Here is a 26822-nt window from a genome sequence, read left to right on the forward strand (position 1 = left end):
CACCACAAGGCAGGCCAAATGACGAATGTGACCTACGATGCCCTGTGCATCGGCAATGCCATCTGCGATGTGTTCGCGCATGTCGAGGACGATTTCCTCGTCGCCGAGAACCTCGTGAAGGCTTCCATGCGCCTCATCGACACCGGCGAGGCGCTGCGTCTCTACGACAAGATGGGCCAGACCGTGCGCATCTCCGGCGGCAGCGCCGGCAACACGGCCGCAGGCATTGCCTCGCTCGGTGGCAAGCCGGCCTATCTCGGCAAGGTCGCCCGGGACGAACTGGGCGACAGCTATGCCCATGACATGAAGGGCACCGGCGTCTATTTCAACACCGATCCGCTGGTGGGCGGTGCCCCGACCGCGCGCTCCATGATCCTGATCACGCCGGATGGCGAGCGGACCATGAACACCTATCTCGGCGCCTGCGTCGAGCTGAGCCCGAAGGACGTCGACCCGGCTGTCGTGGCCGCGTCTGCGGTCACCTACATGGAAGGCTACCTGTGGGATCCCCCGGCCGCCAAGCTGGCGTTCCTGGAGGCGGCCAAGATCGCGCATGAGAACGGCCGCAAGGTCGGCCTGACCCTGTCCGACGCCTTCTGCGTTGACCGCTACCGCGACGAGTTCCAGGGCCTTCTGCGCGATGGCGTCGTCGACCTGATGTTCGCCAACGAGCACGAGCTGAAGTCGCTCTACCAGACGGCTGATCTCGACACGGCCATTGCCGCCGCCCGCGAGACCTGCAAGCTGACGGCGCTGACCCTTGGCAGCAACGGCGCGATGGCCATCACCCGCGAGGAAACCGTGCATGCCCCGGCGCTGAAGGTCTCCGAAGTGGTCGACCTGACCGGAGCCGGCGACCTGTTCGCCTCCGGCTTCCTGTTCGGCCTCGCCCGCGATTTCGACCTGAAGACCTCGACCGAACTCGGCTGCCTCTGCGCCTCCACCGTCATCACCCATGTCGGCGCCCGCCCGGAGCGTCCATTGAAGGCCGTTGCAGCGCAGTCCGGCTTCCCGGTCTGAGATACACGGCCACGCAACACTGACCAGAAGGCGCCCACCGGGCGCCTTCTTCATATGCCCCACGTGTTGATGTCACCCCGGGCGCAGCGAAGCGGAGACCCGGGGCCTACTCATTCGCAGAGCGACAGTTTCGGCGCACCTGTCGTGCCGCACCCCTATTGCCCCCCGTTCCTTGCCTCAACCGGACTGCTCTGGAAACGAGTGGGCCCCGGCTCTCGCGTTGCTCGGCCGGGGTGACAACCGAGAGCCACGTTGACGCACAGAACGGCACCGAGACGTCCGCAACCAACAAAAAAGGCGCCCACCGGGCGCCTCTTTATCCGAAGTTCTGAAGCCAGCTCAGTCGGCCAGATCTTCGACGCTGACGACATTGCCGTCTTCATCAAGACGATAGACAAGCGGTGCACCGGTGGCCAGTTCCCGGGCAACGATCTCGTCCGGTGTCAGCTTCTCCAGATCCATGATCAGCGAGCGCAGCGAATTGCCGTGGGCCGCGACGATGATGCGCTTGCCTTCCAGAACGCGGGGCAGGATCTCGGCACGGTAATAAGGCAGCACGCGCTCAGCGGTCATTTTCAGGCTTTCACCGCCCGGAGGAGGAATGTCGAAGGACCGGCGCCAGATATGCACCTGCTCGTCGCCGAACTTCGCGCGGGCCTCATCCTTGTCCATGCCGGTGATGTCACCGTAGTCACGCTCGTTGAGGGCCTGGTCCCGTACCGTCTCCAGGTCCTCCTGACCAAGTTCGGCAAGCATCAGCGCCAGTGTGTGCTGGGCACGGGTCAGGACCGAGGTATAGGCCATGTCGAACTGCAGCTTCATATCCCGCAGCTTGACGCCGGCCGCTTTGGCCTCGCTGACGCCAAGCTCGGTCAGGTCGGGATCCTTCCAGCCGGTGAACAGGTTCTTCAGGTTCCATTCGCTCTGGCCATGACGGACGAGCACCAAGAGACGTTCCATATGCCGTTCTCCTCGCAAGGCTTTGGCAGGTTTCAGTCGTTCAGGCCGAGCACGTCGGCCATGGAGTAAAGTCCGGGCTTCTTGTCGCGGGCCCAAAGGGCTGCCTTGACGGCGCCGCGCGCGAATATCTGGCGGTCCTCCGCCTTGTGGCTCAGTTCCACCCGCTCGCCCTCGCCAGCCAGGATCACCGTGTGATCGCCAATGACCGAACCGCCGCGCAATGTGGCAAAACCAATGTCACCGACGGGGCGAGGCCCTGTATGGCCATCACGGACGCGCACGGAATGGTCGGTGAGGTTCAGTCCCCGGCCAGCGGCTGCGGCCTCACCCAGAAGCAAGGCAGTGCCCGATGGCGCATCCACCTTGTGCCGGTGGTGCATCTCGACAATCTCGAGATCAAAGTCGGGACCAAGGGCAGCGGCTGCCTTCCTGACCATCGCGGCCAGCAGGTTCACGCCGAGGCTCATGTTCCCGGACTTGACCAGGCGCGCATGACGTGCGGCGGCCTTCAGGGGCGGCAACTCGCTGTCCACCCAGCCGGTGGTGCCGATGACATGCACGATGCGCGCCTGGGCGGCGAGTTCGGCAAACATCAAGCTTGCCTTGGGCGCCGTGAAGTCGAGAACCCCCTCGGACGCGGCAAAGGCCGTCAGCGGATCGTCAGTGACCGGAATGCCGAGGTGACCGACGCCTGCAAGTTCGCCAGCGTCTTTGCCGAGAGCGGATGCTCCTTCGCGCTCGATGGCGGCGCTCAAGGTCACGCCCTCCATTGCCGAAATGGCGCGCACGAGAGCCTGGCCCATGCGACCGGCAGCTCCGACCACGACAAGACGCATCTCACTCATGGGATACCCCGCTGTTGAATCATCGCCGGATATAACAGGCAGCACGGCACGGCGAAAGGTCAACTAGGCTCCTGATCGTCAGCTCGACCATAAAGAAAAGGCCGGGGCGCATGCCCCGGCCTGATCTCGTTCGTCGCAGACGGGAGAGGATCAGTCCTCTTCCTTCTCACGCTCGAGTTCCTTACCGGTCTCCTGATCGACGACCTTCATCGACAGGCGAACCTTGCCGCGCTCATCAAAGCCCATCAGCTTGACCCAGACCTTCTCGCCTTCCTTCACGACGTCGGTGACCTTGGCCACCTTCTTCGGAGCAAGTTGCGAGATGTGGACGAGGCCGTCCTTGGCACCGAAGAAGTTCACGAAAGCGCCGAATTCGACGCACTTAACAACCGTGCCTTCGTAGATCATGCCGATTTCCGGCTCGGCAGCGATGGAGTTGATCCAGTTGATCGCAGCCTTGATCGCCTTGCCGTCGGAGGAGGCAACCTTGACGGTGCCATCGTCCTCGATGTTGATCTTGGCGCCGGTCTTTTCCACGATCTCGCGGATGACCTTGCCGCCCGAACCGATCACTTCACGGATCTTGTCGACCGGGATCTTCAGCACTTCGATGCGAGGTGCATGTTCGCCGAGTTCCGAACGGGCTTCAGTGATCGCGTTGGCCATCTCGCCAAGGATGTGGATGCGGCCGGCGCGGGCCTGGGCCAGCGCAACCTGCATGATCTCCTCGGTGATGCCATCAATCTTGATGTCCATCTGCAGCGCGGTGATGCCGTCAGCGGTGCCGGCAACCTTGAAGTCCATGTCGCCGAGGTGATCTTCGTCACCCAGGATGTCGGACAAGACGGCGAACTTGTCGCCTTCCTTGATCAGGCCCATGGCGATGCCGGCCACCGGCGACTTCAGCGGAACGCCTGCATCCATGAGGGCGAGCGAGGTGCCGCAGACGGTTGCCATCGAGGACGAGCCGTTGGACTCGGTGATCTCGGAGACGACGCGCAGGGTGTAGGGGAACTCGTGCTTGGCCGGCAGCATCGGGTTGATGGCGCGCCATGCGAGCTTGCCATGACCGATTTCACGACGGCCGGGCGACCCCATGCGACCGGTTTCACCGACCGAGTAGGGCGGGAAGTTGTAGTGCAGCATGAAGTGCGACTTGTAGGTACCTTCGAGCGCATCCACGAACTGCTCGTCTTCACCGGTGCCGAGGGTGGCAACGACGAGACCCTGGGTTTCACCGCGGGTGAACAGCGCCGAACCATGGGCGCGCGGCAGGATGCCGACTTCCGACACGATCTGGCGGACGGTGGACAGGTCACGGCCGTCGATACGGGTGCCGGTCTCGATGATGGCACCGCGAACGATCTCGGCTTCCACCTTCTTGAACAGCTCGCCGACAACGGTGCCAGCCGGAACGGTGTCACCGCCGTTGGTGATCACGGCGTCGATGACCTTGGCCTTGGCCGCATCAACGGCCTTCTTGCGCTCGGTCTTGGCGATGATCTTGTAGGCAGCCGACAGGTCTTCGGCGGCGATTTCCTTGATGCGGGCAAAAAGCGCGCTGTGATCCGGCAGCGACAGCTGGCGCGGTTCCTTGGCTGCGGTCTCGGCCAGCTTGATGATCGCGTCGATCACCGGCTGGAAGCCACGGTGACCGAACATCACGGCACCAAGCATCACATCTTCGCCCAGTTCCTGAGCCTCGGACTCGACCATCAGAACCGCGTCGGCGGTGCCGGCGACGATGAGGTCCAGCTTGGATTCGGCCATGTCGTCAACCAGCGGGTTGAGGACGTATTCGCCATTGATGTAGCCGACGCGGGCGCCGCCGACCGGGCCCATGAACGGAACGCCGGACAGGGTCAGTGCCGCGGACGAGGCGACCAGCGCCAGGATGTCCGGGGCGTTTTCCATGTCATGCGACAGCACGGTCACGATCACCTGGGTGTCGTTCTTGTAGCCATCGGCAAACAGCGGGCGGATCGGACGATCGATCAGGCGCGAGGTCAGCGTTTCGTGCTCGCTCGGACGGCCTTCGCGCTTGAAGAAGCCACCCGGGATCTTGCCAGCCGCGAAAGCCTTTTCCTGATAGTTGACCGTCAGCGGGAAGAAGTCCTGGCCCGGCTTCGGCTCCTTGGCCGAGACGACAGTGGCCAGAACCTTGGTCTCGCCATAGGTCGCCATGACGGCGCCATCAGCCTGGCGCGCGACCTTGCCGGTTTCCAGAACGAGCGGGCGCCCGGCCCACTCGACTTCCACGCGATGTACGTTGAACATGTAAGTTCCTTGCAAGCTTCGTCCCCGCGCGGCGCCTGGTCTGCCGATCCGAGAACGGATCAGGTCCCGGCACCTGCGCGCGGGTTGTTTCGGTCGGCCCCCTATGGACCGGTTACCGGTGACGAGCCATGGGCAAGACGGCGGGACGCTGCGGATGCCGAGAACCGGACGAAGCGGCAGCACCCTGCGATCCTGCCCCATGACTGTCATGAGACATTCTATAAGCAAACGCGGCGGGCAAATCCACCCACCGCGTTCAGTACCAGGCCGATTAGCGGCGGATGCCCAGGCGCTCGATGAGCGTCTTGTAGCGGCCGGAGTCCTTACGGTTCAGGTAGTCCAGCAGGGAACGACGCAGCGCGACCATCTTCAGCAGACCGCGGCGGGAGTGATTGTCCTTGCCATGGCCCTTGAAGTGTTCGGTCAGGTTGGTGATGCGCTCGGTCAGGATTGCGACCTGCACTTCCGGGGAACCGGTATCGCCTTCCTGTACGGCGTATTCCTTGATCAGCGCAGCCTTGCGCTCAGCAGTGATCGACATCGCATGTGTCCTTTCAAGTTCTGGGTCCGGCAAGGCCGGACCCGTGTCGGATGGCAAGCATCCTGTCTCCTGCTTTTTGAGCCGGTAGAACAGGGAGTGCGCTTGCCAGGGTCAAATCCTGTCGCCGTTCAGCCAGGGCCGGGATGTCGTCCAGCAAAGGTCGGGCGCAGGTATCGGGGCCAATAGGGCCCGATGGCGCGGGAATATGGCGGAGACCAGCCGGAAACACCAGCTATTTCTTGCTTTGGCCGGTGTCACCTTCCCTAAAGGTGAAGAATGCGCGAGGGCTGGAAGCGGCCCTTGTCGATGTTGCCAAGAGCAACCGGAGTTCCGGCGTGGCTTGCGAAGGCAAGGTCACAAGCCAGGGGCGCCGACTTTCCGCGCAGCAGAACGGCCATGCCCTGGCGGATGCGTCCGGCTTCCTCGATGCTGACAGGCACCTCCAGAACATCGGCCAGCGCCTCGCGGACCGGCAACAGGTAGTCCATCAACGGCTCGACGTCTTCGCCTGCGGCTTCAGCTGCGTCTTCCAGTTCCGCAAGCGTCACCATGTCAGCTTCGCCGAAGGGACCGACCAGCAACCGGCGCAGTTCCGTCACGTGGCCACAGGTCCCGAGCCGGTGCCCCAGATCGCGTGCCAGTGCCCGGACATAGGTACCCTTGCCGCACTCCGCCTCGAAGACGCTTCGATCGCTGCCGCGCATCTCGACAAGCGTCAGGCGATGAACATCAATCGGCCGAGCTTCCAGCTCAACCTCGGCGCCTTCGCGGGCAAGATCATAGGCGCGGGCGCCGTCGACCTTGATCGCGGAGAATTTCGGCGGAACCTGCAGGATCGTGCCGGTAAATTCGCCAAGGACCGCCACAATGGCATCGGCATCCGGTCGCACGTCAGAGGTGGCAATCACGGCACCTTCCGTGTCGTCCGTGTCCGTTTCGGATCCCCAGGTGACCTCGAACCGATACACCTTGCGCCCGTTCATGATCATCGGAACGGTCTTGGTTGCCTCGCCGAAAGCAAGCGGCAGGCATCCGGACGCTCGCGGATCGAGGGTGCCGGCATGCCCCACCTTTTCCGGATGCAGGAGACGCTTGATGCGGGTCAGGGCATCATTCGAGGTCAGGCCGTAGGGCTTGTCCAGCACCAGCCACCCATCAATTGGGTTGCGTGGCCGGCGGACCTTCTGGGGACGCGACATTTAGAAATCCTCTACCCCCACCCCGGCGTCATCCCGGCCAAGCGCAACGCGAGCCGGGACCGGTAAGCCAAGGTCGTAATTAATTAATATTTACAACGATATCGCCCTATCACTCCGGTCCCGGATCTGCGCTTGCGCTTGCCCGGGATGACGCGAGGAAGGGCCTTCCAGCAATCTGCAGCATCCGCAGATGCTGGCGCTGCAACAATCAGTCGTCCTGATCGTCCGCCGTGTCTTCGGCATCGAGGTCGCGCTTGACCTCCGGCTGCATCAGCAGCGAGCCGATGCGGTCGTCATCGTCGAAGCGGGTGTCGAGAATGAAGCGCAGGTCCGGCATGTATTTCATCGTCAGCTTGCGCGAGACCTGACCGCGAAAATACTTCGCGCTGCGGTTCAGCGCCTTGACCACCTTGTCGGTGTTCTGGCCGCCGAGCGGCATCACCAGGCATGTTGCAAGCCGCAGGTCCGGGGTCATCCGCACTTCGGGGATGGTCAGGATCACGCCATCCAGGTCCGGATCGGACAGTTGGCCGCGGCTGAAGATTTCCGACATTTCCTTGCGGACCAGTTCGCCTACGCGCAACTGCCGTTGCGAGGGCATGCCGGCGCCCTCTCCCATGCTTTTGGCCATGTTGTCTATCCAGTCAGGCAGCGGCGCCGGGATCGGCCGGGGCGGCTGCGAAATGAAGATGCCGGCGCGGGTCTGCCCCTGCGCCGGCGTCTTGTTCGGTTTGTTGAACCAGGCAGCTCAGAGCGAGCGGGCGATCTGCTCCACACGGAAGCATTCGATCACGTCGCCAACGCGCATGTCCTGGTAGTTTTCGAAGTTCATGCCGCATTCCTGGCCGGACTCGACCGACTTGACTTCGTCCTTGAAGCGCTTGAGCGTTCCAAGCTTGCCCTGATGGACGACGACGTTTTCGCGCAGCAGGCGGACTTCGGCGCCACGTTCGACCACACCCTCGGTCACCAGACAGCCAGCAACCTTGCCGACCTTGGTGATGTCGAAGATTTCGCGGATGGAGGCGTAACCGATGAAGGTCTCGCGACGTTCCGGGGTCAGCATGCCCGACATGGCAGCCTTAACATCATCCACGAGGTCGTAAATGATGTTGTAGTAGCGGATGTCGATGCCCTCGCGCTCGGCCAGTTCACGCGCCTGCTTGTTGGCACGGACGTTGAAGCCGACGATGGAGGCGTTGGAGGCAGCAGCCAGCGTGATATCGGATTCGGTGATGCCACCGACGCCGGCATGCAGGATGCGCGCGCCGACTTCCTCGTTGCCGATCTTGTCGAGCGCATGAGCGATGGCTTCCGCCGAACCCTGCACGTCGGCCTTGACGACCAGCGGGAACTCCTTGCGACCACCGGTCTGCAGGCGGCTCATCATCTGTTCGATCGAACCGCGCGAACCCGATTTCAGCACCGACAACCGGTCACGCTTCTGGCGCAGACGGTAGTCGGCGATCTCGCGGGCGCGGGCCTCGTTCTCGACGACAGCGACCTGGTCACCGGCCTCCGGCGTGCCCTGGAAGCCGAGGACTTCCACCGGCTTGGAGGGGCCTGCCTCCTTCACCTGGTTGCCGTCCTCGTCCAGAAGGGCGCGGACCTTGCCCCATTCGCCACCGGCGACGAGAATGTCACCCACGCGCAGGGTGCCCTTCTGAACCAGTACCGTTGCCACCGGGCCTCGGCCCTTGTCGAGCTGGGCTTCAATGACAAGACCTTCAGCCGTGCGGTCCGGGTTGGCACGCAGTTCGAGAACTTCAGCCTGCAGCAGGACCATCTCGAGCAGCCGGTCAAGGTTATGACCGGTCTTGGCGGAGACTTCGACGTCGATCGTGTCACCGCCCATGGCTTCCACGACGATCTCGTCATGCAAGAGTTCGGTGCGCACGCGCTGCGGGTCAGCGGCCGGCTTGTCGATCTTGTTGATCGCCACGATGATCGGGACGCCGGCAGCCTTGGCGTGGGCCACGGCCTCCTTCGTCTGCGGCTTCACGCCGTCATCGGCAGCAACCACCAGGATGACGATGTCCGTCGCCTTGGCGCCACGGGCACGCATCTGGGTAAAGGCCGCATGGCCCGGGGTATCGATGAAGGTGATCTTCTGACCGTTCTTCTCGACCTGATAGGCGCCGATGTGCTGGGTGATGCCACCGGCTTCGCCCGAGACAACCTTCGAGTTGCGGATCGCGTCCAGAAGCGACGTCTTGCCGTGGTCAACGTGGCCCATGATGGTCACGACCGGCGGACGCGGCAGCAGGCTGCCTTCGATGTCGCTGGTGGTGAACAAGCCTTCTTCAACGTCAGACTCGGAGACCCGCTTGACCGTGTGCCCCAGTTCCGACGCGATCAGCTCCGCCGTGTCCGCGTCGATCACGTCGTTGATCTTCAGCATCTGGCCCTGCTTCATCAGCAGCTTGATGACATCAACGGACCGTTCCGCCATACGGTTGGCGAGTTCCTGGATGGTGATGGCTTCCGGCAGGATGACTTCACGCGAAATCTTCTCGCGCACGGCCTGCATGCCGCCACGCTTTTCCTTTTCGCGGCGACGGCGCAGCGAGGCGAGCGAGCGCGAGCGCTGCTCATCCGAGCCACCGGTTGCGGCGGAAATGGTGAGCTTGGACCGACGGCGATCGTCCGTGCCACGCTTGGCGACCGGAGCAACCGGTGCCTTCGGACGCTTGACGGTACGCAGGGCATTCTTGTTGCCCTCATCATCGTCACTCGCGGCAGCGGGAGCAGCAGGGGCTGCGCCCGGACGCGGACGGTCCGACTGCGGCTGACCATCCGTGCGACGTGCCTGCGGCTGGCCGCCACGCTGGTCATTGCCCGCCGGGCGAGCGGCACCGGCAGGAGCCGCAGCACGCGGTGCCTCAACCGGCTTGGGAGCGACAACCGGGGCGACCGGCTCAGGGTTGGCAAGGCGATACGCGGCCTCTTCAGCCTCACGGATCTTGCGTGCCTCTTCCTCGGCCTTGGCCCGAATTTCCTCTTCGGCCTTGCGCTGTGCGTCTTCGATGGCGCGGCGGGCCGCTTCCTCTTCGGCGCGCTTGCGCTCCTCGACTTCACGAACCTGCGCCATCTTCAGCGCGGCCATGCGGGCTGCGGCTTCTTCCTGGGTCAGGGAGCGAAGGACGGCACCACCGCCGGGACGCTGCTGCTGCCGCTGCGGCTGCCCGGAAGAGCTGCCCTGCTGACGGCGCTGCTGCTGCGGCTGCCCCTGGGGCTGCTGCTGCCTTGGCTGCTGCGGTGCGGCCGGTGCCGGCTCGCGCGGACGTTCGACCGGGGCAGGAGCGGGAGCTGCGGCGGCGGCTTCTGCCTCCGGACGTCCTTCCTGGCCAGGAACCACCACGCGCCGCTTCTTCTTCTCCACGACGACAGCCTTAGACCGGCCATGGGAGAAGCTCTGACGAACAGTGCCCTGTTCGACGCCTCCCCGCTTGATGCCAAGGGTCTTCCGCTCGACGCTAATCGTCTTGTCGCCTGGATTCTTCGTATCGTTCATATTTGCCTTCAGTCCTGCCCTGCTACGCTGTTCGCACCGTCGCTGTCTTTCGCGACGGAACCCGCCCGGAAAGCCTCCAGATCGCGTAGTCGCGCAAGGAAGCCTCCACTCGCCCGGCCTGCGAGCAGCGCAGCATGTATCACATTAGATCGACCCAATGCCAAATCCAATTGAGTCGAATCGAACAAACGGACGACCGGACCGCCGTTTGTGTCTTCAAATCGGCTCGCGAAAAGACCCGCGAGCTTCCGTACTCCGTCTTCGGAAGCATCCGAAGCATGAATGAGGCCGACAACCGGATCCCGCTTCAGCGCCGCATCGACCTTGGCAAAGCCGGTGACGAGTTCACCGGCCTTGCGTGCCAGGGACAGGGCCGAGAGAGCGCTGCGCACCAGCATGGCATCCACCCGTGCCGACAAACCCGGCTCGACCTTGGCCTCGGCCTTGAAGGCCTTCGGGAACACCCGGCGCTTCTCGGCCAGATCCAGCGCTTCCTTGCTGGCCGTGATCCATACGCCACGGCCTGGCAGGTTGCGTCGGAAATCGGGCATCACATTGCCGTCCGGGTCCATCACAAACCGCATCAGTTCCGACACAGGCCTTACCTCTCGGGTAAGTGCGCATTGCCGTTCAAGCGGCTCATTCTTCCTTGGCACTCCGGTCCGGCCTCCTGCTGCCTTGCCCTTGTTCGGTCGTCGATCGCGTCAGCCGATCACTCGGCGACGTCCTCGACTTCCTCTTCGTCGTCTGCTTCCAGCTCTTCCGCCTCGGCCAGTGCGGCAGTGGCAGCGGCAAATTCCTCTTCGCTGATCCAGCCGGCGGCAACGCGCGCTGCCATCACCATGGTCTCAGCCTCGGTCCGCGACAGCTCGAAGCCCGACAGCGTGCCCGGGAAACGTTTCGTTTCGCCGTCCTTGCGCTCGCTCCAGCCAACGAGATCGTCGGTGGCGCAGCCGGCAAGATCCTCGATCGTCTTGATCCCGTCCTTGCCCAGAGCCACCAGCATCGCCGTCGTCAGGCCATCGATCTGGCGCAACTCGTCGGCAACGCCCAGGGCCCGGCGCTCTTCATCGAGCTTGGCTTCCTGCTCGGCCAGATAGTCGCGTGCACGCTCCTGGATTTCCTCGGCGGTCTCGTCGTCAAAGCCTTCAATGGCCGCGATTTCCTCCAGATCGACATAGGCCACTTCCTCGACGGAGGAGAAGCCTTCGGTCGCCAGCAACTGGCCGACCATTTCGTCGACGTTCAGCGAGTCCATGAACAGGGTCGAACGTTCCACGAATTCCTTCTGGCGGCGCTCGCTTTCTTCCTGCTCGGTCATGATGTCGATGGCCCAGCCGGTCAGCTGCGACGCCAGACGCACGTTCTGGCCGCGACGGCCGATGGCGAGCGACAGCTGCTCGTCCGGCACCACGACTTCAATGCGCTCGGCATCTTCGTCGAGCACCACCTTGGCAACTTCCGCCGGCTGCAGTGCGTTCACGATGAAGGTCGCCGCATCCGGGTTCCACGGAATGATGTCGATCTTTTCGCCCTGGAGCTCACCAACCACGGCCTGCACGCGCGAGCCGCGCATGCCGACGCATGCACCGACGGGATCAATGGAACTGTCCTTGGAAATCACGGCGATCTTGGCGCGCGAACCCGGGTCACGGGCAACGGACTTGATCTCGATGACGTTGTCATAGATTTCCGGGACTTCCTGCGCGAAAAGTTTCGCCATGAACTGCGGATGCGTGCGCGACAGGAAAATCTGCGGACCGCGCTGTTCGCGGCGCACGTCATAGACATAGGCGCGGATGCGGTCGCCAGTGCGGAACAGCTCGCGCGGGATGAGTTCGTCGCGGCGCACGATGCCTTCGCCGCGGCCGAGGTCGACGATGACGTTGCCATACTCAGCGCGCTTGACGACACCATTGACGATCTCGCCGATGCGATCCTTGAACTCGTCATACTGACGGTCACGCTCGGCCTCGCGCACCTTCTGCACGATGACCTGTTTGGCAGACTGGGCGGCGATGCGGCCGAAGTCGAGCGGCGGCAACGGCTCGGCGATATAGTCGCCGATCATCGCTTCCGGATTGCGCTGCTTGGCATCGATGAGGGCGATCTCGGTGGAGATGTTCTCGACATTATCGACGACCTGCAACAGGCGCTGCAGCCGGATTTCACCCGTCTTCGGGTTGATCTCGGCGCGCACCTCGGTCTCGGTACCATAACGGGAACGGGCCGCCTTCTGGATGGCGTCTTCCATCGCAGCGATCACGATGCCGCGGTCAATCGTCTTCTCGCGAGCCACCGCATCGGCGATCTGCAGCAGTTCCAGCCGGTTCGCGCTGATTGCCATTCTCGTCTACTCCTCTTGCGCGCCGTTTTCGCTGCGCATCCCATTCAGTCCCGTCTCGCGGATGTGGCCGGTCAGTTGGCCCTGCCGCGCTCTTCTTCGTCCGCCTCGTCGTCTTCGTCCGCGGCGTCATACTCGAATTCGATGTCATCGTCCTCGTCCGGCAGGTCGGACGTGTCGATGCCGCGGGCGGACAGTGCCGCCTTTTCGGCGCGCAGGGCCGCGCGGATCAGGTCATCCGTCAGGATGAGCCGTGCCTCGTCGATGTCGGTCAGCGGCAGCAGCACCGGATTGACCGCGCCTTCCGGCGCATCCAGCAGGCGCAGCACGGCCTGGCCGTTCTCGACACCCGTCAGGATGCCGCGGAACCGCTTGCGGCCGTCGAGCGGCACAGCCATTTCCACCTTGGCCTCATGCCCGGCCCAGCGGACAAAATCGCTCTCGCGCACCAGCGGACGGTCGATCCCCGGCGAGGAGATCTCCAGGTGGTAGGCGCGGTTGATCGGGTCATCGACGTCGAGCGCCGGCGAGACCGCGCGGCTGATTTCCTCGCAGTCGTGCACGCTCATGGTGCCGTCCGGCCGTTCGGCCATAATCTGCAGCGTGCAGCCATTGGCCGCGCTGATCTTGACGCGCACCAGGCGATAGCCGAGGTCGGTAATGACCGGTTCGACAATGGCCGCGACGCGGGCATCCAGACCCTCTTCGGTCACGATGCGGGCTTCATGCAGGCTCACGCCAGTCTCCTGTCGCTTTGGCACCGCGTCTTGCGCGGGCCAGTCCGGGTGTTCCAACTGCCTGGATAAGCCAAAAAGAGCGGGTCCTTCGCGGGGCCCACTCTCAAACTGCTCCGATCGAGCCGCTGGAGAAGATGAATGGCGTTCTTATACGCGCTTCCTTCGGAAACGCAAGGAAAAAGCCGCCGGGCGGCCCGGCAGCCGATTCCAGGTTCCTGCGCCTATCGCCGGCGGAACGTCAGATAACGGGGAACCCGCCCCTCGCGGAATGCTTTCGCCTCGTAGCGCGTGCCGGGCCACGTCGGCCAGGGCAGACGCCAGTCGTCAGCGGTTTCCGCCGTCCAGTCAAAGGCTTCGTGATCGCGGATGTGGCGCAGGGCCCAGTCGACATAGGTGTCGATGTCGCTGGCAAAGCGAAAGTCTGATCCCGGCTTCAACGCCCGCGCATAGCGGTCAAGATTCTGCGGATTGATGAAGCGCCGCTTCCAGTGCCGCTTTTTCGGCCAGGGATCAGGATAGAGCTGATAGGCCCGCGACAGGCTCGCCTCCGGCAGCCAGTCCAGCAGCTTGATCGCGTCATCATCGTAGAGCCGCAAATTGCCCAGCCCGCGGTCGACAACCTCGCTCAGCGCCTTGGCCATGGAGGTCATGAACGGCTCGACACCGATGAAGCCGACGCGCGGGTTCTCGACAGCGCGGTGGATCAGATGCTCGCCGCCGCCGAAGCCGACCTCCAGCCAGACCTCATCCACCGGCGCGTCGAACAGCGCGGTGAGGTCGGCGGGTGCCGGCTGGCCCAGATCCGGGCGCAGGCGTGGCATGTCGCTGTCCATCAGCAGGCGCTGGCGCGGTGTGAGCGGCTTGCCCATGCGCCGGCCATAGAAGGAACCATCGTAGAAGTCGGTCATTGCCGTGTGCTGCATCTCAAACAGCCGCGCCGACCACCTTTCAGCGGCCGGCGCAGGGATGTCATCAGGTCATGAGGGATCAGGCGAGCGCGCTGCGCAGGGCGCTGACGAGATCGATCTTTTCCCAGGTGAAGCCGCCGTCTGCATCCGGCTCGCGGCCGAAGTGGCCGTAGGCGGAGGTGCGCTCATAGATCGGCGCGTTGAGCTTCAGGTGCTCGCGGATGCCGCGCGGGGTGAGGCGCATGACATCACGCAGCGTCTTTTCCAGCTTGGCTTCATCGCAGGTGCCGGTGCCATGCAGGTCGACATAGACCGACAGCGGCTCGGCAACGCCGATGGCGTAGGAGAGCTGGATGGTGCAGCGGTCAGCCAGCTCGGCCGCGACAACGTTCTTGGCGAGGTAGCGAGCTGCATAGGCGGCAGACCGGTCAACCTTGGTCGGGTCCTTGCCGGAGAACGCGCCGCCGCCATGCGGGGCCGCGCCGCCGTAGGTGTCGACGATGATCTTGCGGCCGGTCAAGCCGCAGTCGCCGTCCGGACCGCCAATGACGAAGGCGCCGGTCGGGTTGACGTGCCAGACGGTCGAGGGATCGATCCAGCCGTCCGGAAGTGCGGAACGAATGTAGGGCTCGACAATGGCGCGTACGTCGGATGAGGACAGCGTTGCGTCGAGGTGCTGCGTCGACAGCACGATCGAGGTGACGCCGACCGGCTTGCCGTTGACGTAGCGGACGGTCACCTGGCTCTTGGCGTCGGGCCCGAGCACCGGCTCGCGGCCGGACTTGCGTGCCTCGGCGAGGATGCGCAGCATCTTGTGGGCGTAATAGATAGGCGCCGGCATGAATTCCGGCGTCTCGCGGCAGGCATAACCGAACATGATGCCCTGGTCGCCCGCGCCTTCGTCCTTGTTGCCGGCTGCGTCAACGCCCTGGGCGATATGCGCCGACTGGCCGTGCAGATACACGGAAATGTCGCAATTTTCCCAGTGGAAGCCTTCCTGGGAATAGCCGATGTCCTTCACCGCCAGGCGGGCGAGATGGGCGATGTAGTCCTTGGTGATGGTCGCCGGGCCGCGGGTCTCGCCGGCGATGACGATGCGGTTGGTGGTTGCCAGCGTTTCGCAGGCAACACGCGCTTCCGGCATTTCGCGCAGGTAAGCGTCAACGACGGCATCGGAAATTCGGTCGCAAACCTTGTCCGGGTGCCCTTCGGACACGGACTCGGAGGTAAAGAGATAATCCTGACGGGCCATGGCCTGACGTCCTTCTGGGAAAGTTGGTCCGGAACCAGCGGAGAAGCCGCCGCTCCCGAGCGCCATGAACCAGATTGCAGCGGGCGACGTCAAGCACTGCGCGCGTGGGACCTCACCTGATGGTTACGGTTCTCGCGCAGTGCAGCCGCTGCTCAGGCTTCTTCACCAGCAAGGGCGCGAACAAGATCAACGATCTTGCGACGGACCTTCGGATCCTCGATGCGGACGAAGGCCTTGTTCAGCGACAAGCCTTCCGAGGAAGACAGGAAGTCGACGACATAGGATGTCGGCTGTGATTCGCCAAAGCCCTCGAAGTCGTCCGGGGAGCCGGGCGCGTCCTCGAAGAAGAAGGCGACCGGTACTTTCAGCACGGTCGAGATGTGCTGCAGGCGGGAGGCACCGATGCGGTTGGTGCCCTTTTCATATTTCTGGATCTGCTGGAACGTGATGCCGAGGGCCTCGCCCAGCTTCTCCTGGCTCATGCCGAGCATCATGCGCCGCAACCGGACACGACTGCCGACATGCACATCAATCGGATTGGGTGCTTTCTTGCTGGGCATCGCCGTCGTCTTTCGCTGTTCCCGCGGTTGTCCGCCTTGGTTTCAAAAAGGGCGTTCCGGTCCCCGGCGGCCTGCCCGGCGTTGTCCTGATCGATTCAGCTTTCCCGCCGAATGTCGATCCCGGATCACCTGCCGGTCACACTAGCGCAGTTCCTCAACCGTCATGCCCTCACCGATGCCTGGTCACTGCCACTTGGTGGTGCATCGGTTGTATAACACTATGCTGGCGGACTCGCCGGATCAACATCAATTATGACGCGAGGAGAGGTTGAAACGACCGAAAGTAAACACTCCAGTAAAAAGCAACAGGATTAAAAAGAAGCCAAGGTCGCCAGTTCGGGCAAAAAGTGTCGGCGATATAGCCGCCGGAAGCGGTGTCTCGATTGCCCCCACGACGAAAGGCGCCAGCGTCTCGACTTGTCGTCCATAGGCATCGATGACAGCTGAAATGCCGGTGTTTGCGGATCGAACCAGCGGCAACCCTTGCTCGATCGCCCGGAAGCGAGCCTGGGCAAAATGCTGGTAAGGGCCGGCCGTATCTCCGAACCAGGCATCATTCGTAAGATTTACCAACCACTTGGGGCGATCTGATAGTGAGCCGGGGATCTGCGGAAAAATCACTTCATAGCAGATCAAGGGTAAAAAGGGTGGCAGGTCGCCCGAGGACAGCACAGCATGGGTATAGCCGGCCTGAAACGGGCTCGGCGCGTTCACCAGCGCCCGAAGCCCCAGCTGCTCCAGCACCTCCGCAAAGGGCAAGTACTCGCCAAATGGCACCAGACGGACCTTGTCATAAGCATCCACAATCGTACCGCCGTCTAAAATGCCGTAGATGCTGTTATAGTAATTTACACCATCCGGGTTTCTTTCAGCCCTGATTGCTCCCGTAATCAGAACCGCTCCGGGCTTAAGGAGGTTATCTATTTCCGATATAGCTTCCGGCTCCTGCGTCAGAAGGAACGGAAACGCCGATTCCGGCCAGACATACACACGGCGAGTTGTTGACGTTTCATCACCACCACGTGCAGATGAACTCAACTCCAGATAGCGTCGGAAGATTGCCGCTCGATTTTCTGGGCTCCATTTCTCGTTTTGCGCGATTGAAGGTTGTATAATGCGCAACAAGACACTGTGATCGATTAGTCCAGCTGTGCCATTTAGTCGCATCGCCCCCCAAATGGACATCGCAGCCAGACCCACAACCACCGCACCGAAGCCGACAACTGCGGATCGACGACCGTCGACAAGCAGGGCTGGTGCCGCGGCAAGCGCGAGGATCAAGGCCCCGACACCATACACGCCCACCAAACTGGCGGTCTGTGCCAAAGGCAGCGTCTCAGCGGTCACATATCCGAAAGCGTTCCAGGGAAACCCTGTCAGCACATGCCCTCTGAGCCAATCGGACACTGACAGACAGCCTGCCAGAACAAGGACCCTGGTCCAGTTGTCCGGCCAGATGCGGGTCGCCAGCGCCACGGCCAGCCCATGGAACAGGGCCAGCCCAGCCGGAAGCAGCGTCACCGCCAAGGGCATCATCCAGGCGAAGCGCTCCGCCTCGACAAGGAAGGCGCTGCCGATCCACCAAAGACCTGCGAGGAAGTACCCGAATCCGAACCACCAGCCGATGGCAAAGCCCACCCGCAGGCGCCGTCCTGAAGACAGCGTCCCCGGGGCCCCGGCTGCGCCGTCGATCAGCCAGACCAGCGCCGGCACCGCCAGAAAGAACACGAACAGATGGCCGAAGGGTGGCAGGGCAAGAACGCAGGCGGCACCTGTTGCACAGGCAAGAAGCCAGCGTTTGATGCCATGGGCCAGCAGGAACAGGCCCGGCAAGACAAGAAGACGGGCAACGAGGGTGGACATGGCGAATCTTTCCGGATCGGGCAGTCGGGCTACAGTTGCGGCCCGCGCCGCTTGCGGTCAAGCGTTGCCGGAGAGTTCAGGGATTGCCAGCGCAGCGCCACATCCCGTCCAGCCCCGTCGCAGGGCTAGGTGCCCGGGGAAATGTCTTCGGCCGGCTTGTCGCCGCGTTTTTGACGCCGACGCGGATCGATCGCTGCCTTTTCCGGTCGCCGGCGGCGAATACGCAACCGTTTGATCCGCCGGGGATCCGCATCAAGGATTTCAAACTCGTAGCCAGGAACCTCTTTCGGCGCGATCAGTTCCCCGCGGACTGGCACACGCCCCAGCAGCGTAAACAACAGGCCACCCAACGTATCGACTTCCTCGGCAACCTCGCCGACATTAAACTCGGCGCCAAGCTGCTCGGACAGGTCTTCAAGTGGTATCCGCGGATCCGCCACCCAGATGCCGTCGCTGGTCGCGACGAGCATGGCCTCCTCATCCTCGTCATGCTCGTCTTCAATGTCCCCGACGACGGTCTCGACAATATCTTCCAGAGAAACGAGGCCGTCCGTACCGCCATATTCGTCGATGACCAGCGCCATCTGCACGCGGCTCGCCTGCATCTTGGCCATCAGGTCTGTGGCGGGCATCGAGGCCGGAACGAACAGAAGAGGTCGTTGCAAGCCAGTCTCGGCAAGGGTCATAGCAAGGTCGACGTGGGACAGGTCGATGGACAGGTTGCGTCCATCGCTCTCGTCGGTTGGTTTCCCGGCACCCGCCTTGGCGGCGACAAAGGCCATTAGATCCTTGATGTGGACCATGCCGCGTGGATCATCGAGGGACTCATGATAGACCGGCATGCGGGAATGACCGTTTTCGCGGAAGACTTCCATCAGGCGGCCGAGGCTGACGCTGTCGTCGATAGCCTCGATGTCGGCGCGTGGCACCATCACGTCATCGACGCGCAACTCGCGAAGTCGAAGAATGTTGCCCAAAAGCAGGCGTTCCTCAGGGGAAAAGGCCGCATCGGCGCCCGCATCACGTGCCAGCTCGTCCTGCAGGTTCTCGCGCAACGTGGCACCCGAACCCCGGCGCAACCGTGAAAAATACCCGATCAATCGGGAAAAGAGCCCCGATTTCCGGGGCTCGGGAGATCGCGGATCGCCGCTCTCCTTGGTGTCGGCCGGCGCTGCCGGCTGAACGGGCTGAGTTTCGATACTTCGACTGTCAGAAACGGTCATGGGTTCCGTCAATCAATTGGACGCTGCCGCCCCGGCGGCGGGCTCGTCGGCCACGAGCGGTGCGTCAGCATAAGGATCTGCAATGCCAAGATCGGCCAGGATCTGTCGTTCCAGGCCTTCCATCACCTCGGCTTCAGCCTCCATCTGGTGATCATAGCCGAAAAGATGAAGCAGTCCGTGGACAACAAGATGAGAAAAATGATGTTCAAAGGAAACAACCTGCTCCACAGCCTCGCGGGCAACGGTTTCCTGCGCGAAAATCACATCCCCCAGAAGAGGACCGAACACACCTTTCATCGCCTCGCCACCAGGAAAGGACAACACGTTTGTCGGCTTGTCCTTGCCCCGCCATTCGGCGTTCAGTTCCTGGATCCTTGCGTCATTGACGAAGACAAGTGACAGCTCGGACCCGGGCATGGCCTTCAACGGCGCGCGGGCAAAGGCGGCGGCCACCGCCGCCTCGCTGAGGTCGAACAACCGGTCCTCGTCAGGCCAGTCGCCACTCTCAATCGCGATTTCAATCTCGATGTCGTCAGCGGTGGCCAGATCCGGCGATGCCGTCATACTCGTTCTCCCCGGGCGTCAATGCGGCGCTCGCGTTCCTGCAGCATATCGCGGCTGGCATCGTCATAGGCCTTGACGATCCGCCCGACAAGCTCATGACGCACCACATCGACATCGGTAAACTGGACATGGGCGATGCCCTCGATGTCAGTCAGAAGCTCAAGAGCCTCGCGCAGGCCTGACTTCTGTCCCGGCGGCAAATCGACCTGCGTCGGGTCGCCCGTGACGATCATCTTGGAATTTTCACCCAGGCGCGTCAGGAACATCTTCATCTGCATCGTCGTGGTGTTCTGCGCCTCGTCGAGCAACACCACCGCATTGGACAGCGTCCGGCCGCGCATGAAAGCCAGCGGCGCCACTTCGATCATACCGGACTGGAGGCCACGATCGACCTTTTCCGGCGGCATCATCTCGTAGAGCGCGTCGTAGAGCGGGCGCAGGTAAGGGTCGACCTTGTCCTTCATGTCGCCGGGCAGGAAGCCGAGACGCTCACCGGCTTCCACCGCCGGACGGGACAGGATCAGGCGCGCCACGTCGCCGCGCTCGATCAGCGCTGCAGCATAGGCAACCGCGAGGAAGGTCTTGCCGGTGCCCGCCGGGCCCGTACCGAAGATCATGTCGGCGCGATCCATGGAGCGGATATAGGCATCCTGCGCCGCCGTGCGGGCAACCACCGTCTTGCGCCGTGTCGACACCTGTGCAAAGGACAAACGCGAGCGCGGTTCAAGCGTCGGCAGGGGCAACTGCGCATCGGCGGCAACCGCCATGCGCACTGCACCGTCAACATCGGCGGGATGGATTTCATGGCCCTGCTGCAGGCGATGATACAGCGCCTCCAGGGCAAGCCGGGCCTGTTCGCACTGGCCATGCTTGCCTTTCAGGGTCACCTGATTGCCGCGCGCGACCGCGTCGACACCAAGACGCTGTTCGATCAGGGCGAGATTCTGGTCGAACTGCCCGAACAGGTCACCGATCAGCCTGTTGTCATCGAAGGCAAGGACGATGTGGGTCATGTCTGAGGCGGGGACTGCGCCCCGGTCTGCAGGGAACTTGCGAGCCGATGGCTGGCTGTCACGCGTCAAATGGCGTCCTCCGTGCTGGCGGCCGGGAGCCCGGCTGCCTGATCATTGTGCCCTGCGATGAGGCGTCCGAACAGGGAATTGGAACTGATCCCGGTAATTTCCACGGTTTGAATTGTGCCAAGCATGTCGAGCGGGCCATCCACCTGCACCGGTTGCAGCCAGGGCGAGCGGCCGGTGATCTGTCCCGGCATGCGTCCGATCTTCTCGAACAGCACGTCCATGCGCATACCAACGCGCGAACGGTTGAACGCCCGCTGCTGTTCGGTCAAGAGTGCCTGCAACTCCAGCAGCCGTTCCGTCTTGATCTCTTCCGGCACCTGGTCTGCCATCGTGGCACCGGGCGTTCCGGGCCGCTGGCTGTACTTAAACGAGAAGCAGGCCGCATATTCCACCTGCCGCACCAGATCCATGGTGTCGGCGAAATCCGCGTCGGTCTCGCCCGGGAAGCCAACGATGAAGTCCCCCGAGAGCGCCAGGCCCGGCGCCTTGGCCCGGATCCGGTCGATCAGGCGGAAATAGTCATCGCGGGTGTGCTTGCGGTTCATTGCCGCCAGGATCCGGTCCGATCCGGACTGCACCGGCAGATGCAGATAGGGCATCAGTTCCGGCAGCTCGCCATGCGCCTCGATCAGTTCATCGTCCATGTCGCGCGGGTGGCTGGTGGTGTAGCGCAGCCGGTCGAGGCCAGGGATCTCGGCCAGACGCCGTAACAAGCGCCCAAGACCCCAGGCCTTGCCGTCCGCGCCTTCGCCATGCCATGCGTTGACATTTTGGCCAAGCAGCGTGATCTCACGCACGCCACTTGCGGCCAACTGGCCAGCCTCACGGACGATCTGGTCAAGCGACCGGGAGACTTCGGCACCGCGCGTGTAGGGCACCACGCAAAAGGTACAGAACTTGTCGCAGCCTTCCTGCACGGTCAAAAAGGCCGAGGGCGCGCGCTTGATCGCCTGTCGCTGCGCCTGCCCATCCGACTGCCGGGTCAGTGCATCGAATTTCTCATCACTCTCGAACTCGGTCTCGACGAGGCCACGCTCACCTCGCTCCGCCCGGGCAAGCAGATCGGGAAGGCGGTGGAAGCTCTGCGGTCCGAACACCATGTCGACCACCGGCGCGCGGCGGGCAATCTCGCGCCCCTCTGCCTGGGCGACGCAACCGGCCACGCCGACCATCAGCGGCTTACCGTCAGGGCCGCGCTCATCCTTCAGCTTGCGGATGCGGCCAAGCTCGGAATAGACCTTTTCCGATGCCCGCTCCCGGATATGGCAGGTGTTGAGGATGACGAGATCGGCATCCTCCATCGTGTCGGTGGTGCGATAGCCTTCGCTGCCCAGGACATCCGTCATGCGATCGCTGTCATAGACATTCATCTGGCAGCCATAGGTGCGCACGAACACCCGCCTGGTGTTCTCGCCGGCCGGGCCGGCTTCCGCACGGCGGCTGACGATGGCGTCCTCTGAGCCTTCAACGCCGCCATCTCTGACGTCGGGAAGGGCATCGCTGGTCATGGTCACGTGACGCGGCTGCTCGGTCATATGGTCCTCGCCGGTGCCGGCACGGCGCCTGACGGCGCGACCTGGCACACGGATCATGTGAATGTAAGGCAATACATGTGACGGTTTGCCGTCACACCAAGGGGTTTCCCTGACTTTCCCTGCTTTAACGGCTTTTGCCGCGCTTGAGAATAGCCGGCTCAGCCAACCGCCTCTGTCTCGCCGGTCTGCATGTCCAGCGGAAGGGCATCAGGGTCAGTGTCATCCGGGTTCACAGGACGGCCCGTCAGCGCGGACGCCGTCATTGCGCTCACGTCCCGATGCAGCCGTTGACTCAGTTGCTTGCGGTCGGTGCCGGCATCCAGCCGCAACGGTTCACCCCAGGTCAGGGTCACATCCAGCGCGCCTTCCCGCACAATGGACCACAGATGCCCGGCCAGTTCCATGTCACCATACCAGGCCACATGCGGCCGGGTGCGGCGATCCATCGGCAATCCTTGCAGGTGCGTATAGGCGATGGACAAGGGCTGGACCTGGACCGGCCTGCCATCCGCAAGGGCCTTGGTCGCTGCGCCCAGCAAGGCCGAGCGGAACGGCAGCACGCCATTGCCATCATTCGAGGTGCCCTCGGCAAAGAGCACCATCACGTCGCCGTCGCCGATCCGTTCGGCAATGCGGCTGGCCACCGCGCCGGTCTCGCTGCGCCGGGTGCGGTTGACGAAGACAGTCCGCTGCAGCCGGGCAAACAGCCCGAACACCGGCCATCCCTCCACTTCAGACTTGGCGATGAAGGACAATGGCATCACGGAGCCCAGCACCGTGATATCCACCCAGGAGGCATGATTGGCGGTGACCAGCAATGGGCGGCCGGCCGTCGGCCGGCCAATCTGGTGAATGCGGATACCGATCAGGCGGGTGGCGATCCGGTGCCAGAGGCACGGCAGATGACGCTTGATGGACCAGTCGAAGCGCAGGGCCAACCATTGCATCGGGATCATCGTCAGCGAGACGATGGTCAGCAAGGTCAGCGCCAGTCCGCCCCTAAGCGCCATCATCAGCCGGTTCCTTTGAATCCGGATCAAGCGGAACGGCATAGAGTTCGAGGCGGTGGTCAACAAGCCGATAGCCGAGGCGCCGCGCGATCAGGTCCTGCAGCGCCTCGATATCCTCCGAACGGAACTCGATCACCTTGCCACTGCGCAGATCAATCAGGTGGTCATGATGCTCTTCTGGCACGGTTTCGTACCGTGAACGGCCGTCGCGAAAATCATGCCGCTCGATCATGCCCGCATCCTCGAACAGCTTCACCGTCCGATAAACCGTCGAGATCGAGATCCGGGCATCAAGGGCAGAGGCACGACGATAGAGTTCCTCCACATCGGGATGATCGCTCGCCTCCTCGATCACCGAGGCGATGATGCGGCGCTGGTCGGTCATGCGCATGCCCTTGGCAACGCATTGATCCGCGAGCGTGGATTGCCGCTCATCCGTCATGGCACGCCCCTTGGTTCCTGGCACCTGCTTCATCGCCAGCGATTAACGAAGATCAACCCGCATGACAAGCGCGGTGCCGCCGCCTTCGCTGTCGCGGTAATATCCCTTGCGCTCACCGACCTGGCGGAAACCCAGTGCCTTGTAAAGCAGTAAGGCCGCTTCATTCGCCGCATCAACTTCAAGGAACAGACTTTTGCAGCGGTCGCCATAGAGGCGGAACATACCGTCCTGCATCAAGCGCTTACCGATGCCGCGGCCGCGATGGCGCGGGTCAACTGCGAGCGTCAGCACCTCTGCCTCATCCGCCACCTGGCGCAGCAGCAGGAAGCCGAGGGGCCGGCGTGTCCCATAGGGACTGGCCCTGCGGGCCAGCAGCAGGGTCGCCCCGTCCTGATCACGCAGCCGCGCCAGTTCGTCCGCGTCCCATTGATGGGCAAATGACTGGCCATGTATTTCGGCAAGTGCCGGAAGGTCGTCGTCCAGTGCCACTTCAATCACCGGCGGGGAAGTCCAGAACCACCAGAAGCTCATATCCGTTCGATCCTTCCCCGGGTTTGAGGTTTGGCGTCCGCCGGCCGGAGGTACAGTGGCACCGGCGCCGGAGCATCAGCCGGAGCGGCGAGGCCAAGGCGGGCGATCGTGCCGATGTCCACCTCCGCAGAGGCGGACAGCACCGTCTCAGGGCCAAGCCGGGCTGCGCTGGCAATTGTCGTTGCGGCCGATCCGGCAAGCCGACAGCCTGTGGTCAGGTTTGCCGCCAGGTCTTCGACCAGCGCCACATGGGCGGGCTCTCGTGGCAGGCCATCCGCATCGAACCACCCCGCATAGACTTCGTTTTCCCGCGCGCTGAGGGCCACGAGCAGTGGATGGCCGGCAGAGCGCTCCAGCATTTCCGATGCTATTGCATCCAGAGTTGAAACGCCAACCACGGGTGTGTTCTTCACCAGGGCGAAGCCGCGGGCCACTGACAGCCCGACCCGCAGGCCGGTGAAACTTCCCGGGCCGTTGGTCACGGCAATGCGGTCGAGATCGTCAAAGGCGCAATCTGCTTCCGCCATCACGTCCGCGATCATGGCGAGCAGCATTTCAGCATGGCCGCGCCCGATCACCCGTGAGCGACGCACCAGATGCTCCCGGTTCTCGTCCTGGACCAGAACAGCTGCCGCGCAGGTTGTCTGCGCGGTATCGATCGCAAGTAGCCTCTTCATGCCTATCGCTTAGTTCCCTGGGCCGCACTTGTCGAGCCGGGCTTTTGACTTATGCCTTCGCGCGGCGTGTCCCAAACAGACAAAAGCCCGGCTGTTCACCGGGCTCCTGCCGTTTGATGCCTGGAGATACGACTCACTCAGCGGCCGGTGCTGCCGCTTCCGGGGTCAGGAACACCTGCCCGGGGTAGATCAGGTCCGGATTGCGGATCTGGTCGCGGTTGGCCTGGTAAATCGTGGTGTAACGATAGCCGGTGCCATAAAGCCGACGTGAGATATTCCAGAGGTTATCGCCCTTGCGGATGATAACATTCGGTGTTGGACGCGCCTCTCCGGCAGACTGTGCCGCTTCGCCGGGCTTCGGCTCCTCGACCTTGGACAGGACGATTTCGTCTTCAACAGCCTTCTCGAAGGTCACCGCCGCACGGGCCAGGACTTCCCCGGTTGCCCGCGAAACCTGGTCAACCCGGATCTCCACAGACCCGACAGGGACTTCGGTCTGGCTTTCATGCAGCCAGCTGCCGTTCTGATTGCCATCGACATCGCCGGCATGCTGGTCGGCAACATATACTCGCAGCAACGCGCCAGGCGCGCTGGTTCCAGCCGCGTAGAGCTTGCCGTTTTCAGATTCAACAGCTTCCACCGTCAACGGACCTGACATCTCGGCTGCCGGTGCTTCGGGCGTTGGCGATGCAACAGGGGCGGCAGGGGCCGCCGGCTCTGCAACGGCTGTCGCAGCATCTGCAACAGGAGCCGGGATTTCCGCAGCCGGCGCTGCAGCAGAAGCCTCAGCCTCAGCTGCTGGCGCTGGTGTCGCGGCTTCTGCAGCTGCTGCCACCGGAGCGGGTGCTGATGCGGGTGCTTCCACCGGCGTCGGGGCGGCAGCCGGGGCCTCTGCCGGAGCAGAGGCTGGAGCAGTGGCTGGAATTTCGGCTGCTACTGCGTCAGCTGGCGCCGGAGCAGGCTCAGCAGCAGGAGCGGGAACGGGTGCCTCGGCGACCTGCAGCGGCGCGGCGACCGGTTCGGGCGTCTGCAGCACACTCGACGGGGCATCCGGTGTGTTGAGCACGATCAAAGGCCGGTCCTTGCCGCCTTCCGGAATCGAGACGGCCAGACGCTGTTCCGAATCCAGCGACTTGCCATCGCGCTCAGACTGCAACTGCATGTCATAATCGCCAGGGGGCAGCGGGTTCTCCAGAATGATGGACCATTCGCCATCCTTGTTGGCAATGCCCTTGCCAACAACAGCGCCATTGGCAAGCAGAGCGACAATTGCGCCCGGTTCAGAGCGGCCGGCAATGACCGCCGCCCCGTCCGGCTGGATACCGACAACGTCAAAGCTGGGAACATCAACCGGCGTGTTCGCGGCATCTGTCGGTGCCGGTGCTTGGGTCGGGGCCTGGGCCTGGTCAACCTGAGGTGCTGGGGCCGGCTGTGACGTTGCCTCCGTTCCCGATGGCGCGGCCGCCGGGGCCGGTGTTTCCGGGGCAGGAGCTTGCGGGGATTCGGCGATTGCAGCCGGTGCGGCAGGTGCCTGCGTATCCGGTGCCGTAACAGCTGGTGCCTGAACAGCGGGCGCCTGTGCTGCGGGTGCCTGTGCTGCGGGTGCCTGGGCAGGCAGCTCCGCCAGCGGTGCCGGCAACTTGTCCGGACCGAAGTTGAGAACACCTGTCACAACTGCCGCAATGCCGACCACTGCGGCAACGACAAGGCTCCAGATCACGCCTGTTCGCGTCATTGA

The 26822-nt window shown here is 63.3% G+C and carries 24 protein-coding genes; 1 reads left to right on the forward strand and 23 read right to left on the reverse strand.

Going from position 1 to position 26822, the window contains the following annotated elements; translation table 11 throughout:
* The first annotated feature begins 18 nt into the window (after nucleotides 1–18).
* Nucleotides 19–1020 (forward strand): adenosine kinase, encoded by a 1002-nt coding sequence (locus tag C8348_RS07985; RefSeq protein ID WP_106752767.1) that lies wholly within the window; start codon nucleotides 19–21, stop codon nucleotides 1018–1020.
* 339 nt (nucleotides 1021–1359) lie between these two features.
* On the opposite strand, the gene C8348_RS07990 is transcribed toward C8348_RS07985, so the two are convergent.
* From C8348_RS07990 to C8348_RS22515, 23 genes are all read right to left on the reverse strand, one after another.
* Complete coding sequence (locus C8348_RS07990) at nucleotides 1360–1980, reverse strand: 2,3-bisphosphoglycerate-dependent phosphoglycerate mutase (protein WP_106752768.1); 621 nt, start codon at nucleotides 1978–1980, stop codon at nucleotides 1360–1362.
* A gap of 32 nt (nucleotides 1981–2012) precedes the next feature.
* Nucleotides 2013–2825, reverse strand: coding sequence for a 4-hydroxy-tetrahydrodipicolinate reductase (gene dapB, locus C8348_RS07995; protein WP_106752769.1), 813 nt, complete (start codon nucleotides 2823–2825; stop codon nucleotides 2013–2015).
* Nucleotides 2826–2975: 150 nt separating this feature from the next.
* On the reverse strand, nucleotides 2976–5102 hold the full coding sequence (gene pnp, locus C8348_RS08000; protein WP_106752770.1) for a polyribonucleotide nucleotidyltransferase: 2127 nt from the start codon (nucleotides 5100–5102) through the stop codon (nucleotides 2976–2978).
* Nucleotides 5103–5373: 271 nt separating this feature from the next.
* Complete coding sequence (gene rpsO / locus C8348_RS08005) at nucleotides 5374–5643, reverse strand: 30S ribosomal protein S15 (protein WP_106752771.1); 270 nt, start codon at nucleotides 5641–5643, stop codon at nucleotides 5374–5376.
* A gap of 263 nt (nucleotides 5644–5906) precedes the next feature.
* Nucleotides 5907–6842, reverse strand: coding sequence for a tRNA pseudouridine(55) synthase TruB (gene truB, locus C8348_RS08010; protein ID WP_106752772.1), 936 nt, complete (start codon nucleotides 6840–6842; stop codon nucleotides 5907–5909).
* Nucleotides 6843–7050: 208 nt separating this feature from the next.
* A complete protein-coding gene (gene rbfA / locus C8348_RS08015; RefSeq protein ID WP_106752773.1) occupies nucleotides 7051–7473 on the reverse strand; it encodes a 30S ribosome-binding factor RbfA in 423 nt (140 codons plus the stop codon).
* A 117-nt stretch (nucleotides 7474–7590) separates the two neighbouring features.
* On the reverse strand, nucleotides 7591–10356 hold the full coding sequence (infB, locus tag C8348_RS08020; protein ID WP_106752774.1) for a translation initiation factor IF-2: 2766 nt from the start codon (nucleotides 10354–10356) through the stop codon (nucleotides 7591–7593).
* An 8-nt stretch (nucleotides 10357–10364) separates the two neighbouring features.
* Complete coding sequence (locus C8348_RS08025) at nucleotides 10365–11012, reverse strand: RNA-binding protein (protein ID WP_106752775.1); 648 nt, start codon at nucleotides 11010–11012, stop codon at nucleotides 10365–10367.
* Nucleotides 11013–11068: 56 nt separating this feature from the next.
* Complete coding sequence (gene nusA / locus C8348_RS08030) at nucleotides 11069–12703, reverse strand: transcription termination factor NusA (RefSeq protein ID WP_106752776.1); 1635 nt, start codon at nucleotides 12701–12703, stop codon at nucleotides 11069–11071.
* A gap of 71 nt (nucleotides 12704–12774) precedes the next feature.
* Nucleotides 12775–13437, reverse strand: a complete 663-nt coding sequence (gene rimP, locus C8348_RS08035; RefSeq protein WP_106752777.1) for a ribosome maturation factor RimP — start codon at nucleotides 13435–13437, stop codon at nucleotides 12775–12777.
* A 221-nt stretch (nucleotides 13438–13658) separates the two neighbouring features.
* Nucleotides 13659–14345 carry a tRNA (guanine(46)-N(7))-methyltransferase TrmB gene (gene trmB, locus C8348_RS08040; protein ID WP_106752871.1) on the reverse strand — a complete coding sequence of 229 codons (687 nt, stop codon included), beginning with the start codon at nucleotides 14343–14345 and terminating at the stop codon, nucleotides 13659–13661.
* Nucleotides 14346–14424: 79 nt separating this feature from the next.
* Entirely contained in the window at nucleotides 14425–15597 is a 1173-nt protein-coding gene (gene metK, locus C8348_RS08045) for a methionine adenosyltransferase (protein ID WP_106752778.1), read from the reverse strand.
* A gap of 152 nt (nucleotides 15598–15749) precedes the next feature.
* Nucleotides 15750–16157: a helix-turn-helix domain-containing protein gene (locus tag C8348_RS08050; protein WP_106752779.1), complete on the reverse strand. Its 408-nt coding sequence runs from the start codon at nucleotides 16155–16157 to the stop codon at nucleotides 15750–15752.
* A 246-nt stretch (nucleotides 16158–16403) separates the two neighbouring features.
* On the reverse strand, nucleotides 16404–18020 hold the full coding sequence (gene lnt, locus C8348_RS08055; RefSeq protein WP_106752780.1) for an apolipoprotein N-acyltransferase: 1617 nt from the start codon (nucleotides 18018–18020) through the stop codon (nucleotides 16404–16406).
* Nucleotides 18021–18145: 125 nt separating this feature from the next.
* Nucleotides 18146–19075 (reverse strand): transporter associated domain-containing protein, encoded by a 930-nt coding sequence (locus tag C8348_RS08060; protein WP_425270811.1) that lies wholly within the window; start codon nucleotides 19073–19075, stop codon nucleotides 18146–18148.
* Nucleotides 19076–19255: 180 nt separating this feature from the next.
* Nucleotides 19256–19807 carry an rRNA maturation RNase YbeY gene (gene ybeY / locus C8348_RS08065; protein WP_106752782.1) on the reverse strand — a complete coding sequence of 184 codons (552 nt, stop codon included), beginning with the start codon at nucleotides 19805–19807 and terminating at the stop codon, nucleotides 19256–19258.
* Nucleotides 19804–20820 carry a PhoH family protein gene (locus tag C8348_RS08070; RefSeq protein ID WP_106752783.1) on the reverse strand — a complete coding sequence of 339 codons (1017 nt, stop codon included), beginning with the start codon at nucleotides 20818–20820 and terminating at the stop codon, nucleotides 19804–19806. The genes ybeY and C8348_RS08070 overlap by 4 nt, the downstream gene beginning before the upstream one ends.
* A gap of 65 nt (nucleotides 20821–20885) precedes the next feature.
* Complete coding sequence (miaB, locus tag C8348_RS08075) at nucleotides 20886–22424, reverse strand: tRNA (N6-isopentenyl adenosine(37)-C2)-methylthiotransferase MiaB (RefSeq protein WP_279629384.1); 1539 nt, start codon at nucleotides 22422–22424, stop codon at nucleotides 20886–20888.
* Between the two features lie 158 nt (nucleotides 22425–22582).
* Complete coding sequence (olsA, locus tag C8348_RS08080; protein WP_198646968.1) at nucleotides 22583–23437, reverse strand: lyso-ornithine lipid O-acyltransferase; 855 nt, start codon at nucleotides 23435–23437, stop codon at nucleotides 22583–22585.
* Nucleotides 23424–23876, reverse strand: coding sequence for a Fur family transcriptional regulator (locus C8348_RS08085; protein WP_106752784.1), 453 nt, complete (start codon nucleotides 23874–23876; stop codon nucleotides 23424–23426). Before C8348_RS08085 ends, olsA begins: the two co-directional genes overlap by 14 nt.
* 42 nt (nucleotides 23877–23918) lie before the next feature.
* Nucleotides 23919–24407 (reverse strand): GNAT family N-acetyltransferase, encoded by a 489-nt coding sequence (locus tag C8348_RS08090; RefSeq protein ID WP_106752785.1) that lies wholly within the window; start codon nucleotides 24405–24407, stop codon nucleotides 23919–23921.
* A complete protein-coding gene (gene tsaB / locus C8348_RS08095) occupies nucleotides 24404–25084 on the reverse strand; it encodes a tRNA (adenosine(37)-N6)-threonylcarbamoyltransferase complex dimerization subunit type 1 TsaB (protein WP_106752786.1) in 681 nt (226 codons plus the stop codon). The genes C8348_RS08090 and tsaB overlap by 4 nt, the downstream gene beginning before the upstream one ends.
* A 133-nt stretch (nucleotides 25085–25217) precedes the next feature.
* Nucleotides 25218–26819, reverse strand: a complete 1602-nt coding sequence (locus C8348_RS22515; RefSeq protein ID WP_106752787.1) for a LysM peptidoglycan-binding domain-containing protein — start codon at nucleotides 26817–26819, stop codon at nucleotides 25218–25220.
* Nucleotides 26820–26822: the final 3 nt, after the last annotated feature.

Origin of the sequence: Pannonibacter carbonis, from assembly GCF_003012935.1 — a bacterium.
GTDB lineage: Bacteria > Pseudomonadota > Alphaproteobacteria > Rhizobiales > Stappiaceae > Pannonibacter > Pannonibacter carbonis.

Coding starts and splice junctions, on each gene's coding strand:
- C8348_RS07985 (WP_106752767.1), top strand. CDS start 19: ATGACGAATGTGACCTACGATGCCCTGTGCATCGGCAATGCCATCTGC.
- C8348_RS07990 (WP_106752768.1), bottom strand. CDS start 1,980: ATGGAACGTCTCTTGGTGCTCGTCCGTCATGGCCAGAGCGAATGGAAC.
- dapB (WP_106752769.1), bottom strand. CDS start 2,825: ATGAGTGAGATGCGTCTTGTCGTGGTCGGAGCTGCCGGTCGCATGGGC.
- pnp (WP_106752770.1), bottom strand. CDS start 5,102: ATGTTCAACGTACATCGCGTGGAAGTCGAGTGGGCCGGGCGCCCGCTC.
- rpsO (WP_106752771.1), bottom strand. CDS start 5,643: ATGTCGATCACTGCTGAGCGCAAGGCTGCGCTGATCAAGGAATACGCC.
- truB (WP_106752772.1), bottom strand. CDS start 6,842: ATGTCGCGTCCCCAGAAGGTCCGCCGGCCACGCAACCCAATTGATGGG.
- rbfA (WP_106752773.1), bottom strand. CDS start 7,473: ATGGCCAAAAGCATGGGAGAGGGCGCCGGCATGCCCTCGCAACGGCAG.
- infB (WP_106752774.1), bottom strand. CDS start 10,356: ATGAACGATACGAAGAATCCAGGCGACAAGACGATTAGCGTCGAGCGG.
- nusA (WP_106752776.1), bottom strand. CDS start 12,703: ATGGCAATCAGCGCGAACCGGCTGGAACTGCTGCAGATCGCCGATGCG.
- trmB (WP_106752871.1), bottom strand. CDS start 14,345: ATGACCGACTTCTACGATGGTTCCTTCTATGGCCGGCGCATGGGCAAG.
- metK (WP_106752778.1), bottom strand. CDS start 15,597: ATGGCCCGTCAGGATTATCTCTTTACCTCCGAGTCCGTGTCCGAAGGG.
- C8348_RS08050 (WP_106752779.1), bottom strand. CDS start 16,157: ATGCCCAGCAAGAAAGCACCCAATCCGATTGATGTGCATGTCGGCAGT.
- lnt (WP_106752780.1), bottom strand. CDS start 18,020: ATGTCCACCCTCGTTGCCCGTCTTCTTGTCTTGCCGGGCCTGTTCCTG.
- ybeY (WP_106752782.1), bottom strand. CDS start 19,807: ATGACGGCATCGCCGGATCTGGCCACCGCTGACGACATCGAGATTGAA.
- C8348_RS08070 (WP_106752783.1), bottom strand. CDS start 20,820: ATGACCCACATCGTCCTTGCCTTCGATGACAACAGGCTGATCGGTGAC.
- miaB (WP_279629384.1), bottom strand. CDS start 22,424: ATGACCGAGCAGCCGCGTCACGTGACCATGACCAGCGATGCCCTTCCC.
- olsA (WP_198646968.1), bottom strand. CDS start 23,437: ATGATGGCGCTTAGGGGCGGACTGGCGCTGACCTTGCTGACCATCGTC.
- C8348_RS08085 (WP_106752784.1), bottom strand. CDS start 23,876: ATGACGGATGAGCGGCAATCCACGCTCGCGGATCAATGCGTTGCCAAG.
- C8348_RS08090 (WP_106752785.1), bottom strand. CDS start 24,407: ATGAGCTTCTGGTGGTTCTGGACTTCCCCGCCGGTGATTGAAGTGGCA.
- tsaB (WP_106752786.1), bottom strand. CDS start 25,084: ATGAAGAGGCTACTTGCGATCGATACCGCGCAGACAACCTGCGCGGCA.
- C8348_RS22515 (WP_106752787.1), bottom strand. CDS start 26,819: ATGACGCGAACAGGCGTGATCTGGAGCCTTGTCGTTGCCGCAGTGGTC.